General features: G+C 69.0%; 13 protein-coding genes. 8 read left to right on the plus strand and 5 right to left on the minus strand.

Features of this window, described 5'->3' with window-relative positions:
* Positions 1–42: 42 nt before the first annotated feature.
* On the minus strand, positions 43–1,515 hold the full coding sequence (locus AC07EJ_RS16955; RefSeq protein ID WP_389479072.1) for an MFS transporter: 1,473 nt from the start codon (positions 1,513–1,515) through the stop codon (positions 43–45).
* Positions 1,516–1,676: 161 nt separating this feature from the next.
* On the opposite strand from AC07EJ_RS16955, the gene AC07EJ_RS16960 reads away from it, so the two are divergent.
* Both AC07EJ_RS16960 and AC07EJ_RS16965 read left to right on the plus strand, forming a co-directional pair.
* On the plus strand, positions 1,677–2,615 hold the full coding sequence (locus tag AC07EJ_RS16960) for a LysR family transcriptional regulator (protein WP_389479075.1): 939 nt from the start codon (positions 1,677–1,679) through the stop codon (positions 2,613–2,615).
* Positions 2,616–2,746: 131 nt separating this feature from the next.
* Entirely contained in the window at positions 2,747–2,950 is a 204-nt protein-coding gene (locus tag AC07EJ_RS16965; RefSeq protein WP_389479077.1) for a hypothetical protein, read from the plus strand.
* Between the two features lie 145 nt (positions 2,951–3,095).
* On the opposite strand, the gene AC07EJ_RS16970 is transcribed toward AC07EJ_RS16965, so the two are convergent.
* Complete coding sequence (locus tag AC07EJ_RS16970) at positions 3,096–4,121, minus strand: SCO2400 family protein (RefSeq protein ID WP_478884449.1); 1,026 nt, start codon at positions 4,119–4,121, stop codon at positions 3,096–3,098.
* Positions 4,122–4,366: 245 nt separating this feature from the next.
* On the minus strand, positions 4,367–5,341 hold the full coding sequence (locus AC07EJ_RS16975; protein WP_393585989.1) for a phage baseplate protein: 975 nt from the start codon (positions 5,339–5,341) through the stop codon (positions 4,367–4,369).
* A 271-nt stretch (positions 5,342–5,612) separates the two neighbouring features.
* On the opposite strand from AC07EJ_RS16975, the gene AC07EJ_RS16980 reads away from it, so the two are divergent.
* From AC07EJ_RS16980 to AC07EJ_RS17005, 6 genes are all read left to right on the plus strand, one after another.
* Positions 5,613–5,999 carry a hypothetical protein gene (locus AC07EJ_RS16980; protein ID WP_389479083.1) on the plus strand — a complete coding sequence of 129 codons (387 nt, stop codon included), beginning with the start codon at positions 5,613–5,615 and terminating at the stop codon, positions 5,997–5,999.
* Between the two features lie 439 nt (positions 6,000–6,438).
* On the plus strand, positions 6,439–7,398 hold the full coding sequence (locus tag AC07EJ_RS16985; RefSeq protein WP_478884450.1) for a cucumopine synthase-related protein: 960 nt from the start codon (positions 6,439–6,441) through the stop codon (positions 7,396–7,398).
* Between the two features lie 173 nt (positions 7,399–7,571).
* Positions 7,572–8,618 carry an NAD(P)/FAD-dependent oxidoreductase gene (locus AC07EJ_RS16990; RefSeq protein WP_393585992.1) on the plus strand — a complete coding sequence of 349 codons (1,047 nt, stop codon included), beginning with the start codon at positions 7,572–7,574 and terminating at the stop codon, positions 8,616–8,618.
* 122 nt (positions 8,619–8,740) lie between these two features.
* Positions 8,741–10,453, plus strand: a complete 1,713-nt coding sequence (locus AC07EJ_RS16995; protein WP_389479090.1) for a carbamoyltransferase family protein — start codon at positions 8,741–8,743, stop codon at positions 10,451–10,453.
* Positions 10,454–10,518: 65 nt separating this feature from the next.
* Positions 10,519–11,001 carry an SRPBCC family protein gene (locus tag AC07EJ_RS17000; protein ID WP_393585994.1) on the plus strand — a complete coding sequence of 161 codons (483 nt, stop codon included), beginning with the start codon at positions 10,519–10,521 and terminating at the stop codon, positions 10,999–11,001.
* 5 nt (positions 11,002–11,006) lie between these two features.
* Positions 11,007–11,624: a histidine phosphatase family protein gene (locus AC07EJ_RS17005; protein WP_389479094.1), complete on the plus strand. Its 618-nt coding sequence runs from the start codon at positions 11,007–11,009 to the stop codon at positions 11,622–11,624.
* A 343-nt stretch (positions 11,625–11,967) separates the two neighbouring features.
* On the opposite strand, the gene AC07EJ_RS17010 is transcribed toward AC07EJ_RS17005, so the two are convergent.
* Both AC07EJ_RS17010 and AC07EJ_RS17015 read right to left on the minus strand, forming a co-directional pair.
* The gene (locus tag AC07EJ_RS17010; protein ID WP_389479096.1) at positions 11,968–13,002 is read right to left on the minus strand and encodes an aldo/keto reductase; all 1,035 of its coding nucleotides are present in this window, start codon (positions 13,000–13,002) and stop codon (positions 11,968–11,970) included.
* 42 nt (positions 13,003–13,044) lie between these two features.
* Complete coding sequence (locus AC07EJ_RS17015; RefSeq protein WP_389479098.1) at positions 13,045–14,514, minus strand: MFS transporter; 1,470 nt, start codon at positions 14,512–14,514, stop codon at positions 13,045–13,047.
* Positions 14,515–14,566: the final 52 nt, after the last annotated feature.

Genomic DNA, 14,566 nt, shown 5'->3' on the forward strand with positions numbered 1-14,566 from the left:
CGCACGTTCCCCGCGTCCAAAATTCCCGCACCCGCGCAGCGGCTAGGCGCGCTTGCGCAGCACCGTCGCCGCAAGCCCCGCGCCCACCAGGGCGACCACACCCGCGGTGACCATTCCGGCGTGCAGCCCGCCGAGCGTGGCGGCCGCATCGGCACCCGAACCGCCCGAGAGGGCGTTCGTGCGGGCGGCGGCGATCGCGCTGAGACCGGCGACGCCGATCGCGGCGACGTACTGCGGGAGCTGCGACAGGCCGCCGACGACGCCCTGGTCCTCCTCGCTGACGCCCGACGTCATCACGGTGATGAAGGAGACGACGCTGAAGACGTGGCCGAGGCCCATGACCGAGGACGTGATGATGAGCGGCGCGATGTTGCCGCTCTGCGGCAGCGTGAACATGGCGACGGTGCCGGCGCCCTGGATCAGCAGACCGGCCGCGAGGACCCGCTCGCCGCCGAACCGGCCGAGCAGCTTCGCGACGTACATGCCGCCGAGCATCGCGGCCGCGCCCTCACCGAGGTAGCTCAGACCGGCCTGGAGCGGGGTGAAGCCGAGGACGTCCTGCATGTAGAGGCTGAGCAGCACGGTCGTACCGGCGCACATGCCGAACGTGACGACACCGAACAGGCCGGACCACTTGATGGTGGGGCGGCCCAGGACGCTGAGCGGGATCAACGGCTCGGGGTGGCGCCGCTCGACCAGGAGGAACGCGCCGAGCAGGACCAGGCCGCCGACGATGGAGCCGAGCGAGTCCGCGCGGACCCAGCCCTTGTCGCCGCCGGTGGAGATGCCGAAGACGAGACCGAACAGGCCGAGCGTGGCGAGGACGGCGCCGGGGATGTCCATGCGCTTGGCCGCGGCGGCCTCCCGGATCACGGGCAGCGCGAGCGCGCCGGCCAGGGCGACGGCGCCCATGACGCACAGCACGACCATCGTCCAGCGCCAGCTGAAGCCGCTGGTGATGACGCCGCCGCCGAGCGCGCCGAGCACGAAGCCCAGCGACATGACGGCGCCGTTGAGGCCCAGGGCGCGAGCGCGCTGGGGGCCTTCGGGGAAGTAGCCCGTCATGAGGGCGATGGCGGCGGGGGCGATCATCGCGGCGGCGGTGCCCTGGCCGACACGGGTGGCGATCAGGACGCCGGGGCTGTTGGCGAGGGCGGCGCCCAGCGAGAACAGGGTGAACAGGGCCACGCCGAACGTGAACAGCTTCTTGCGGCCCACCAGGTCGGCGACCCGGGCGAACAGCGGCAGCAGGCTCGCGGAGGGCAGCAGGCTCGCGGTGGCGACCCACTGGAGGGTGCCGGGCGAGGAGAAGCCGAGGCTGCTGCCGATGTCGGGCAGGGCGACGGTGACGATGGAGAAGTCCAGGCCGCACATGAACGTCGCGCAGCACAGCGTGATCAGGACGAGCCAGCCCCGCGTGCTGAACGAGTTGTCGGCGGGGCCGACGTCCGCGACCGGCGGTGGCGGCGCGAGGACGTCGGTCTCGGTGGGGGGAGAGGACTCGGTGACAGCCATCAGGGGTGTCCTTTCGTATGTGATCTGGCCTGACCAGCATCGAATCGGGGCACCTGCGCAACAAGAACGATCTGTGCAACGATCGATTCGCCGGGCTCATCGTTCGAGGTGAGCGGGGTGGTGAGGGGCACGAGGCCGAGGACGCCGAGGACGGGGAGGACATGGAACGCCAGGAGATCGAGATCTTTCTGACGCTGGCGGAGGAACTGCACTTCGGCCGGACCGCCGAACGCGTGGGTGTCTCGCAGAGCCGTGTCAGCCAGACCATCGCGCGGGTCGAGCGCCGCATCGGCGCGAAGCTGTTCGAGCGCAGCAGCCGGCGCGTGACGATGACGGCCATCGGGGAGCAGCTGAGGGACGGAATCGGCCCTGCTCAGCGCCGTATCGAGGAGGAGATCGCCAAAGCCACAGCGGCCGGCCGGGGGATCACCGGCACGCTGCGGATCGGCTTCTCGGGGGCGTTCACGGGCCATCTGCTGCACAGCATCGCGGCGGTGTTCGCGCGCCGGCACCCGGGCGTGGACGTGCAGATACGCCAGGTGCAGATATCCGACCCCTACGGGCCGCTGCGCAGCGGGGACATCGACCTTCAGGTCACCGAACTCCCGGTGGTGGAGGCCGATTTGACGACGGGGCCGGTGCTGCTGTCGCAGCCGCGGGTGCTGCTCATGCCGTCCACGCACCCGTTCGCGCGGCGCGAGACGCTGAGCGTGGAGGATCTGGCGGAGGCGACGCTGCTGACGGTGACGAGGCCGGTGCCGGCCCACTGGCTGGACCATCACTTCCCGCGGCAGACGCCGTCGGGGCGGCCCATTCCGCACGGCCAGGCGATCACGCACTGGGAGGACGCGCTGTCGCTGGTCCTCGCGGGCAAGGGGGTGACGCCGGTCGCCGCGGCGGGTGTGCGGTACTACGCGCGCCCCGGCCTGGTGTTCCGGCCGTTCAGTGATGCCCCCCGCATCGAGTACGCGTTCCTCTGGCCCACCGACCACGAGACGGGCCGGCTGCGGGCGTTCGTGGGCGCGGCGCTGGAGCATGTGCGCTCGCTGGGCGGGCCCACCAGGGCGCTGGAGACCCTGTGGGAGTCCGAGGGCGGCTGAGCCGCTGGGCCGGCTGCGGGGCCGGTCCGGGCGTCGGTCAGCGGACGGCTCCCGCGGCGGACAGGTACCGGTCGTCGGGGCGGTCCTGGAGCATCGCGTGGTGCAGGGACCTGGTGGTGGGCGAGGGCGTGATGCCGAGGTCGTCGCTCACCCGCCAGCTGGTCAGCAGGGTCCGCTGGGTCGAGTCCCTGAACACGCTCCACGAGGAGCTCGACTGCACCGCGTTCCTCGACATCGGCCCCGGCGGAACCCTCGCGGGTCTGGCCCGCAGGGCGCTGCCGGACGTACCGGCCCACAAGTTCACAGCGCCCGCGCCGCTGGCGGTGGCGGCGTAGTCGTCACGTCACTTGCGTCGGCACGTGTGTCGCCATGCGCGAAAGCCCGCGCGAAAGCCCGCGCGAAAGCCCGCGCGGCGGTACGTGCAGAGGCCCGGCCCGGGGGTCAGAACCCCGGGCCGGGCCTCGGTCGTTGCGGCGGTGCTCAGCTGATGCAGAGGATGCCGAGCACGCAGACCGGCTCGGGTGACGCCGTGGAGGGGGCGGGCGCGGGCGTCGTCGCCTGGTCCCCGCCGGACGAACCCGTGCCCGAACCCGAACCCGTGCCCGAACCCGAACCCGTGCCCGAACCCGAACCCGTGCCCGAACCCGTCCCCGTACCCGAGCCGGAACCCGTGGTCGTACCGCCGCCGGACTGGCCGGCGGAGGCGGGCGAAGAGGCCTGCGGGGTGGGGGCGGTGTGCGCGGCGGCGGCCGGCGCGGAGTCGGTGTGCGCGGCGGCGGTTCGGGCCGGGGCGGCGTGGCGCGGGGCGCCGGTCGGCGCGGTCGACGTGGCCGGCGCGGGCGCGGTGGCCGGGCGGGCGTGGCGCGGGCCGGTGGACTTGTGCGTGCGGTCGTTGCCGCTCCGCGAGGCCCGGTCGTCCGGAGTGTCCGTCGAGGAGTCCGTGTTGGCCAGCGCCGGAGACGTGGTCACCGGGTCCGGGGCCGCGGAGGCGTGGGTGCGGTCGGGGGAGGCGTCGTTCGGCAGCGCGGCGATGGTGAGCCCGCCACCGACGATGGCGACGGCCGTCGCGGCGACGGCCCGGCGCTTGTTCTTCTTCCACTGCGCCAGCTTCCGCCGCCGGGCGGCGCGGCCGACCTGCGAAGAGGCCACGGGCGCGGAGACGTCCACGGAACTGGCGGCGGCCTCGCCGCCCGCGTCGGCCAGGTCGAAGGCCTTGGCCGTGGAGAACGCGTCGAAGTCTTCGAACGCGTCGGAGCCGGCGTACGAGCCGGAGGCACCGGCCGCCACCGCGGAACCGCCTCCGTGGCCACGGTCGGCGGCGTGGGGTATTCCGAAGAGCGACGACGACGAAGCCGAGGACGCCGAGCCCGGCGCATGCGACGAGCGCGGAACGGTCGACTGGAACGACGCCGTCGTCGGCGGGGCGATGTCGGGGGCGTAGGCGCCGCAACCAGGGCACACCAGCGCTCCGTTGAGGGTCCGACGGCACGAGGAGCAGTAGTCCATCTTCGATCTTTCTGTGGCTGACTGCGCCGCCGGGACGCCGGGCATTTGGTCACGTTCGCACGCGAGATCGAGCGGCCAGCAACGCTATCGACGCTTTCCGAAGGCAATGCGCGCACAGTGTGATGCTCTTGCGAAGATGTGTGATCCCTGTGACGGAAGGGGCCCGAGTCGCATCAGCGACCCGGGCCCACTCACCTCACGAATGCCTCGCCTCTCCTCCTCGGATCAGCGGGTTGACCAGCGCTTTAGACCAGCGCGTTCTTGTAGAAAATGCTGGAACGCCGGTCGCCCTCGTTGCCGGAGGCGAAGCCGAGGAAGAGACGAGACTCACCCGCGTCGGTGCGATAGATCGCGAGCCCCTCGGGCTCCCGGTAGACCAGCGTGGAACCGGCCTTGGTGAGGGTGGGGCCCTGGGCGATGGCGCCGGTGTTGATGTTGATGCTGGTGATGTACGTATTGCCCGGGTCGGGGTTCGACGCCGAGTAGCCGTCACCGGTGATGAAGTACATGTAGGAGCCGTAGAGCGTGTATCCCTGCGGCGTGCCGGAGATGGCCGGCGGGGTGAACATGGCGACGGGCGAGCTGAAGTCGGCGTTGTCGGTGTCCGAGTTGTTGTAGACCGCGATGTGCTTGGCGCCGTCCTTGTGGTAGCGGACGATCATGCGGTCGTAGACCGGGTCCATGGAACATGTGAACTCGGTGGCGCCGGCGACCGGCGTGAACTTTCCGTAGCCCGCGGCGGCGGCGTCGACGGTGGTGCCGGGGTTGTACCGGATGAAGCCGAGCTTGGAGCCGTACCCGTTGCCGTTGGCCTCGGTCTCGATCCACAGGTAGCTGGCGCTGCCGATCGCACGGATGCCGAAGGCGACACCGTGCCCGAAGCCGTTGAGATGCATGTACGAGACGTAGTTGCCGGCGAAGTCGAGCTCGCTGATGCACAGGTCACCGGCCGACTCCGGGCTGTCGAGGCGCTTGGCGGCGACGAACAGACGCTTGTTGACCGAGTCGAAGGCGAAGCTCTGCTGGACGCGGTTGCTGTGCAGGTTCTTGTCGCGGAACAGGTCGTACGACGGCTGTGACAGATCGAACCGCGAAGTCGCGCCCACCGACGCGGCGGCACTCGCGGCCCCGTACCCGACCCCGAACGCGGCAAGCCCGACCCCGGCCCCACCACGCAGCAGTCCTCGACGAGTAAGGGACATACGGGAGTTGTGTTCCATGCAGGACTCCAGAAAAGAGTGACCGACAAAGTCCCGGAGACGATACGCAGCGCTCCTGGGCCCGTCGCAGGGGTACCACCCGGGGCCGGGAAGGGGACACCGCTTGGTCGAATCGAATACCGCATGCCGTCATGACAAGCGTCCGTTTTTCCGGAGGGGTGGAAAGGCGCTCGGGCGGGAAACAGCTGGTCATCCAGCGCGGTTGCGTCACCCATATGGACGGCTAGAGTGAAATTGACTCTTTGTGAGGAACTAGTCCAAGGGGATAGTTATGCTCGCAGTCAAAAGAAGCCGAGTCGTCCTGAGCTCGGTCTTCGTCGCCGCAGCGGTTTCTCTTGCGCCGATCGGCTGGCAGGCGGCTTCCGCGGCCACACCGAGTGAGACTCACGTCAGTACAAGTACGAGCGTCAAGGTTCCTAATTCGAACCAGGACTACCGGCGTGGCTTCAAGGACGGCTTCAAATCCGGGCAACACCAGGGGCAGAGGAACTGCAACCGCCACAACGACCACAACGGGAACGACCACCACGGGAACGGCAACGACAACGGAAAGAACGGCGAACACGCCGCCTTCCACAAGGACTCGAGGCAGGACTACCAGCGCGGCTTCAAGGACGGCTTCAAAGCCGGACTCCGCCAGTCGTCGTGCCACCACTGAACTCGCCGGCACTGAACTCGTGCCGGGCACTGAACTCGTAGTAGTTCCTCGAAACTCGTAGTAGTTCCTCAAGCCCGAGGCGCCGGCTGACAGGTCAGGCTCACGCCTACCGTCATCCACCACTCTCTCCCCCAGCTCCCATCCCGTCTGCCGTCGATCCACGCACCTCGACGGCAGACGGGATGGGAGCTGCCCCATGCCCGTCACGATGTGCTGTCACTCGCGTACGGCGGCGGACTGCGGACGGAAGATGAACGATCAACATTCTGGCGCGGACCGCGAAGCCGCCGCATTCCAGCCACCTGAGCTGCGGTTTCGTAGAATCATACAAAGTACGGATCTCGAGCCGATCAAGGTTTCATGCCTTCAACGGCTGCCTGAATCAAGCCAGTTGTCGATGTACTCCTCGGAAAAGCCGAACCGACGAACTGGATAAGCCTTGCCCGAGAAGCTGCCTGGCCGTCAGATCGAAATCTCCTGGCCCGACCTCGGCATCACGGTCACCGCCGACCTTGACGACCGCAACCCGGCACTCGCCGACGCCCTGTGGGAGTCCCTGCCCTACCAGAGCCTCCAGGGACACGCCCTCATCGCGGGAGAACACCTCTACCACGTAGCGCCGATACCCACTTTGCTGCACACCCCGCACACCACCCGCATCCCGGACCGGCGCGAGGCCCCCAACGGCACCGTGTTCTGCTCCGGTCTGCAGCACCTGGGCATCAAGTACGGCACCCTGACCGAGCCGATGCCCGCCACCCCCGTCGGCCAGATCCGTGAGGCGGACATGCCCGCCCTGCTGGAGGCCGGGGCCGCGATCTGGGACGCCGTCTACTCCACGAAGAAGCAGATCGTCGCCGAAGTCCGCCGTGCAGGCGAGCAGGGCGGCCACCGCATCCCGACGCTCCACGCCACCGACACGGACGCCGCCCGCCTGATCGCCGACATCCGGGCCGAGACCGAGAAGATCTGGCTCGCGCCCCCGGCCGAGCTGGATGACCTCCACCAGGGCGTCATCCCCTCCCAGGCAGGCAACTTCGGCACGGTCCTGCCCACCCTGCTGTTCGTCAACGGGGAGACCCGGCCCCTGGGTTACGCCGCCTACGGCGGTCTCGTCCGCGGTGCAGTCCAGGGCATGCCCATGGACTCCCTGGCCCACATGGCCCGCCTCCTGGTCGGCGTCCCCGCCGAGTTCCTGGGCTACTGCGGCCTGGAGAAGCTGTGGGCGTTCACCCAGCGCTTCCTCGACGTTCTCGACCGCCTCGACCGTGACGACTTCTACGCCGTCACCAGCCAGATGGCGCTCTACATCAACTGCCTCGGCGGCTGGAACCTCCAGCTGTACCCGTGGGAGACCGGAGACCACCTGCGCCAGCAGGTCGCCGGGGCAGGCGTGTAGCCGAGGCAGGCATGTAGCCGAGCCCGGAGCGGAGTCCGGAGTCCGGTGTCCGGAGTCCGGAGTCCGCCGAGGAGATGACGGCACCGGCACTCATCCGGCGCCCATTCGCTGCCCATCCGGCACTCATCCCCGCCGTCTGAACCCGAACCCCACACCACAGGAGAAGGAAGATCTTGAGCGCCCTGCCTGCCCGCGCCGACGCCGTCGTCATCGGCGGGGGAGTGATCGGCACCTCCGCCGCCTACCACCTCGCCGAAGCCGGCGTGGACACCGTGCTCCTTGAACGCGGAGGCCTCGGCGGCGGGGCCTCCGCGCATACGGCGGGCATGGTCCGCACCTACTTCCCCGGCAATCCCGACACCGGGCGAAGGGCCGTGCGCAGCCTGAACGCCTATCAGGACTTCGCCCGCCACACCGGAGTCTCCCTAGGCCTGAAGCGGCTCGGGTTCATGGCGCTGTTCACCGAAGAACAGCAGATCACCGACTTCGAGGCCGGCCGTCGAGCCCAGCGGGCCGCCGGCGTCGAAGTCGACCTGATCAGTGCCCGCGAAGCGGCCGAGCTCAACCCGCTGATCGACGAGCGCGCCGTGCTGGCCGCCGCCTGGTCCCCTGAGGCGTACCACGTGGACGGCCTCGACATCGTGCGCGGCTACGCCGCCGCCGCCCGCAACCACGGCGCCCGCCTGTTCACCCACACGCCTGTCACACGCATCGACGACGACAACACCGTCCACACCCCGCAGGGCAGCATCAAGGCAGACAGCATCGTGTGCACGGCCGGGCCCTGGTCCGGCGAGGTGGCAGCCCTGGCATCGGTCGACCTGCCGCTGACACCCCACGCGATGGAGATGCTGTTCACCGACATCCCGCCCTCCCCGCACCGCGAGATGCCCATGACGATGCACGCCGCATCGGGCCTTCGGATCCGTTCGTGGAAGGACCGCATCCTCCTCGCCATGGGAGCACCCAAGGCGGGCGAAGCACGCGAAGCCTGGCTCGGTCGCATCGCCGGCCATCTCGGCACCCTGTTCCCGGAGTTGGACGGCATCGGTGTGCATCGCGCGTGGAGCGGCGACTTCGACGCCAGCCCCCACAACACCGCCTTCATCGGCGAACACCCCACCCGCCGCTTCCTGTACGCGGCCGGATTCACCGGTGCGGGCCTGTGCCAGGCACCCGCGGCGGGCGAGAAGCTCCGCGACCTGCTGACCGTCAAGTAGCCCCATAACAGGCCAGAACAGGAAAGAATGCCGTGATTGTTCTTGGATGTAATGGTTTCAGCCGGGTATCGGAGTTCTTCTCCGAACGTCTCGGTGCGACCGGCATCAACAAGCATTACCTCTTGGGTCACGACGCCGCCGCCGCACTCCTGGTGGACGGCCGCCTGGTCGCCGCGGTGGAGGAAGAGCGCCTCAACCGGGACAAGAAGACCACCGACTTCCCCGAGAACGCGATCGACTGGTGCCTGAAGGAAGCCGGGATCACGTTCGACGACGTCGACCTGTTCGCCTTCCCCTGGAACTGGTCTCCCCAGGCTCTGGACGAGATCCTGGACGGCATCCGCAGCTCGCCGTTGGCGCAGGACGCGAAGACCGGACTCATGTGCGACATGGCCGACCTGTTCGACCAGGTCGTCAGCCACGAAGCGATGCTCGCGGACTTCGAGGCGCGCACCGGGCACCGCCCCGACCCTGCCAAGGTCCGCTTCGTTCCGCACCACTTGGCCCACGCGACGACCGGCTACTACCTCGCCGGCATGAAGGACTCCGCGTTCCTCGTCAGCGACGGCCGTGCCGAACGCTTCTCGACCCTGACGGGCGAGATCCGCGACGGCCGGATCACCGTCTTCGACGACACCGCCACCGGCGCCCAGCACTCCATCGGCACCCTGTTCTCCTCCATCACCCGCTTCCTCGGCTTCGTCCCCAACAACGACGAGTACAAGGTGATGGGCCTGGCGGGATACACCGCCGCGCCGACTCCGAACCCGTTCGTCGACCGCCTGCTGACGCTGCACGACGACGGCCGCTACACCTTCACCAAGCCTCTTCAGACCGACAACCTCCACAGCCACGACGCCCTGTTCGAGGAGTATTTCGGGCCCTTCGAAGACACCCTCGAATACAAGGCCCGCATCGCCGCCGCCGCGCAGGAGATGCTGAACGTCGCCACCGCCCACCAGGTCCGCCACCTGGAGAAGAGGACGGATCTCGACCGGCTGTTGTTCGAAGGCGGCGTCGCCCTCAACTGCCTGAACAACACTCCGATGTTCGAAGGCTCCCGCTTCGAGGACATGCAGGTCAGCTTCGGCGCCTCGGACACCGGCATCACCATCGGAGCCGCAGCCCACGCCTGGCTGGGCCACCCGGACACCGACCCCGCGGACGTCCTCGCCGCCTCCGCACCCGTCACCCCCTATCTGGGCCCGGCCTACGACGAGGCTGCGATCGAGGAGGCGCTTGAGGGCTTCACCGGCCGTGTCTCCGTCTCGCGCCTGGACGACGACGAGGTCGTCGACCACGTGGCGGAGCTGCTGACGAAGAAGGTCGTCATCGGCTGGTTCGAAGGCCGCGTCGAGCACGGGCCACGCGCGCTGGGGCATCGCAGCATCCTCGCCAACCCCGGCTTCGCCGACATCAAGGACATCATCAACACCCGGGTCAAGCACCGCGAACCCTTCCGCCCCTTCGCTCCCCTTGTCCTGGAGGAGCAGGCGCCGGAGATCTTCGAGATGGGGCGCAAGACCAGTTCCCCGTACATGACGTTCGTCTTCCCCGTCCGCGACGCGTACAAGGACCGCATCCCCGGCGCCGTACACGTGGACGGCACTTCCCGCATCCAGACCCTGACGGACGAGGGAACCCCACGACTCACGGCGCTGCTGCGGAAGTTCACCGAACTCACCGGCACTCCCTGCCTGATCAACACCTCGTTCAACGTCGCCGGCGAACCCATCGTCTGCACCCCTACCGACGCCCTGAACTGCTTCATGGGCACCGAGATCGACTACCTGATCCTCGGAAACCACCTCATCGCCAAGACCGACAACTCCTGAGCGACAACTCCTGAACGACAACAGCTAGAAGCCTGAGCGCCAACAACTAGAAGAAGGAACACCCCGTGCCGACGATCCAGCGCAAGCACACCATGTACCACTCGACCGTCCTCGACGCCGACCCGGACACCGTGTGGGAGACCATCCGCGACGCCATGCAGATCCTGGAGATCGTGTCCCCCGGCGACCTGGACGTCCACCGGGACACCAGCTGGGTGGAGGGCGGCTCGGTCGAAACGGTCCCGGCCCGCTACGACTTCAAGCTCACGCTCAGCGGCAAGGTCGTCCAGCAGGAGATCGCCGCCCGCGACGAGATCAACAAGACCCAGTCCTACCGGGCCGTCGCCCCCACCAGCGGAGTCGCCAGCTACGAGGCCACCATCCGCGTCTTCCCCATCACCAACGACCCGGCCCGCAGCTTCTTCGACTGGTCGCGGACCTTGGAGATCGCCGAGGACGCCGACCTGACCGTGGTCGAGGGCATCATCGCCATCATGGAGAAGCAGACCGACGCCGTACGGGACCACTTCGCGCAGACCTCGAAGTGAGTGAGGTGACGACGCTCGTACTGCTGCGGCACGGCGAAACCCTGCTCACCCCGGAGCGGCGGCTCTCCGGCAGCGGCGGATCCAACCCGGGACTCTCACCGGTTGGACACCGCCAAGCCCAGGGGGCAGCAGAGGCCCTCGCCCGCCGCGGCGACATCGAGGCGGTCGTCACGTCACCGATGCGGCGCTGCCAGGAGACCGCGGAATCCGTGGCCGCGCGCCTTGGCCTGAACGTCCAGGTCGACCGGGACCTGCGGGAAGCGGACTTCGGCGACTGGGAGGGCCTGACCTTCCCCGAAGTCCGCGAACGCTACCCGGACGACCTGAGCGCGTGGCTCGCCTCGCCCGAGAGCCCGCCCTCGGGCGCGGGCGAGACCATGCAACAGGTAACCCGCCGGGTCGCCGCCGTACGAGACGGCCTCATGACCCAGTACGCCGGCGCCACGATCCTGGTCGTCTCCCACGTCGTACCCGTCAGAACCCTGATCCGCCTAGCGCTCCAGGCTCCACCCCACAGCTTGTTCCGCATGGAGGTCGCAGCAGCCTCCCTGTCGACGGTGACGTACGCAGACGACGGCACCGCCACGCTGCAGACCCTCAACGACACCCACCACTTGAGCTGAACAACGAAGAAGGCCCAGGTCGCTGACCTGGGCCTCAACTATGGAGCGGGTGACGAGAATCGAACTCGCACTCTCAGCTTGGGAAGCTCGGATGCTCTAGGGGTAGTTGGGTGTCTGACCTGCGAGGGCGAGGCCTCACGACCTTCGCGCCGATGGCCCGTTGCCCGCCGTTCCCCGTGGCTCCCCGCCCAACCTGGCACGGGTTTGGCACGAGCAACTGCCGAGGTCCGGTGGGGACTGCTGGTCCAGGAAGCCATGTCAGTCACGCGCACCGTTCCCTGCTGGGTGCACAAGCGAAAGCCCCGCAGGTCTCGTAGACCTGCGGGGCTTCGGCCCGCCGCCGTCAGTCCTCGTCCGACTCCCGGACACGGTCAGCGTCGCAGTAGTCCTGGTGCCAGTACGGATAGGGCAACGGCGCGGCGCTGACCTCGTCGAGGGCGGCGTGCTCCTCGGGGGTCAGCGACCAGGTCGTCGCGGCCAGGTTGTCAGTGAGCTGACGTTCGTTGCGGGCACCGATGACCACAGAGGTGACGCCCTTTCCGTCCAGCGCCCAGCGCAGCGCCACCTGGGCCGGGCTCACCTCCCGTTCCTGCGCGATCTTGCGCAGCACGTCGATGGTGTCGAAGGTGAGCTCGGGGTCGACGGGCTCGAACCAGCCCACCGCCCGCCGCGTGCCCGGGGGCGGCGTGGCGCCCCGTTCCTGGTGGCCGCTGAGCAGACCGCCGGCGAGCGGGCTCCACACCATGACGCCCACGCCCTCGGCCTCGGCCATGGGCAGCAGTTCCCACTCGACCTCACGGGCGGCCAGGCTGTACTGAATCTGGTGCGAAGCGAAGCGCTCGAGGCCGGTCCGCTCGCTGGTGGCGAGGGCGCGGGTGAGCTGCCACGACGTCAGGTTGGACGCGCCGATGTAGCGGACCTTGCCCGCCCGGACGAGGTCGTCCAGGGCCCGCAGGGTCTCCTCCCACGGGGTGCGCCCGTCCCAGCCGTGCGTCTGGTAGAGGTCGATGTGGTCGGTGCCCAGTCGGCGCAGACTGGCCTCCACCGAGCGCACGATGTGGTGCCGGGACAGGCCGCGGTCGTTCGGCTCCCTGCTGCCGTCGGGCATCTGCCAGCGCACCTTGGTCGCGATGATCACGTCGTCGCGGCGGGCGCCGAGGGCGGCGCCAAGGACTTCCTCGGACTGTCCGGCGGAGTACATGTCGGCGGTGTCGAAGAAGTTGACGCCCGCGTCCATGCTCGTGTGGACGAGCCGCCGGGCCTCGATGGTATTGAGCTGGCCCATGTGCTGGAAGCCGTGGCGGCCGCCGAACGTCATGGTGCCGAGGCAGATCTCGGAGACCTGGAGGCCGGTGCGGCCCAGGTAGCGCATGCGCATGTGAATCGTTTTCCTCAGTCTCTGAGCGCGTTCGGCAGTCTCTCAGCGTGTCTCGACGGAGACCTGAAGGTCGGTCGCCGGAGCCTCGGCCGTCGCGGTCCGGCCGGGGCGCAGGAAGGCGATGGCGGCGAGGCCCGCAAGGAGCAGCGCGCCGGCGGCGATCAGCAGACCGCCCTGTACGCCGTTCAGGACGGCGGAGGGGCCGCTGCCGCCCGCGGAGTCGATGCCGGCCGCGGCAACGGTGGCGAGGACCGGGGTGCCGACGGTGACGCCGAGCTGCTGGCCCGTGTAGGCGAGGCCGGTGGCCAGGCCCTGCTCGTGGTCCGGCAGGCCCGAGGTGGCGGTGATCATGTAGCCGACGACGGCGAGGAGGTGGCCGAATCCGCCGGTGGCGGTGGCGATGAGGAGCAGCGGCATGCCGCCGGAGGTGTCGAGGAAGTAGAGCGCGGCCGTGCTCGCGGCCTGCAGCAGCAGACCGTAGACGAGGGCCCGGTGCACGCCGATCGCGCCGATGATCCGGGCGGCGAAGGCGCCGCCGAGGACGGCCGCGATGCCGAGGGAGGCGAAGGTGAAGCCGGCGTTGAGCGGGCTCATCCCGCGCACCTGCTGCATGTACAGGGTCAGCAGGAACACCATGCCCGTCATCATCGCGAAGGTGATCAGGCCGGTGGTGTTGCCCCAGCTGACGGTGCGTCGGCGCAGCACCTTCAGGTCGACGAGTGGCGCGGCGACCCGCGACTCGATGGCGAAGAAGGCGATGAGGAGCACGACTCCGACGGCGAGGGAGAGCAGGGTGGTGGTGGAACTCCAGCCGTTGCGCTCGGCCGAGGTGATGCCGAAGATCACTGAAAGGAGGCCGCCGGTGACGGTGACGGCGCCGAGGAGGTCCAGCTTCGGGGTCTCCTCGTTGCGGCTTTCCTTGATGAGGATCGGGGCGGTGATGGCGGCGACGATGCCGACGGGGACGCTGATGAAGAGCGTCACGCGCCAGCTGGTGAGGTCGGTGATGACTCCGCCGAGGACCACGCCGGACAGGAAGCCGAGCGACAGCAGGGCGCCGTTGATGCCGAGCGCGCGGTCGCGCTGCGAGCCCTCGGCGAAGCTGGTGGTGAGCAGGGACATCGCCGCCGGGGTGAGCATGGCGGCCGCGACCCCCTGGGCGGCGCGGGCCGCGAGCAGGACGCCGGGGGTGGGGGCAAGGCCGCCGACGAGAGAGGCGATGGTGAAGAGGACCATGCCGGCGATGAACCAGTTGCGCCGGCCGTAGAGGTCGGCGGCCCGGCCGAAGAGCAGCAGCAGGCCACCGGAGGGCAGGGCGAACGCGGTGATCACCCACTGCAGGTCGCTCAGTTTGAAGCCGAGGTCCTCACCGAGGGCGGGGAGCGCGACGCTGAGGATGGAGAAGTCGAGGGCGAGCATGAACTGCGCGCCGCACAGGAGGGCGATGATGAGCCACTGGCGGGTGGTGAACGGCACTTTGCCGGTTGGCTGAGTGGCGGAGTCGGGAGTCATGCCAGAAGGCTGGCAAATGTCGCCATGCCGTGGGGAGCCCGAACGTATCCTG

It is taken from the genome of Streptomyces sp. NPDC045026 (assembly GCF_056432625.1).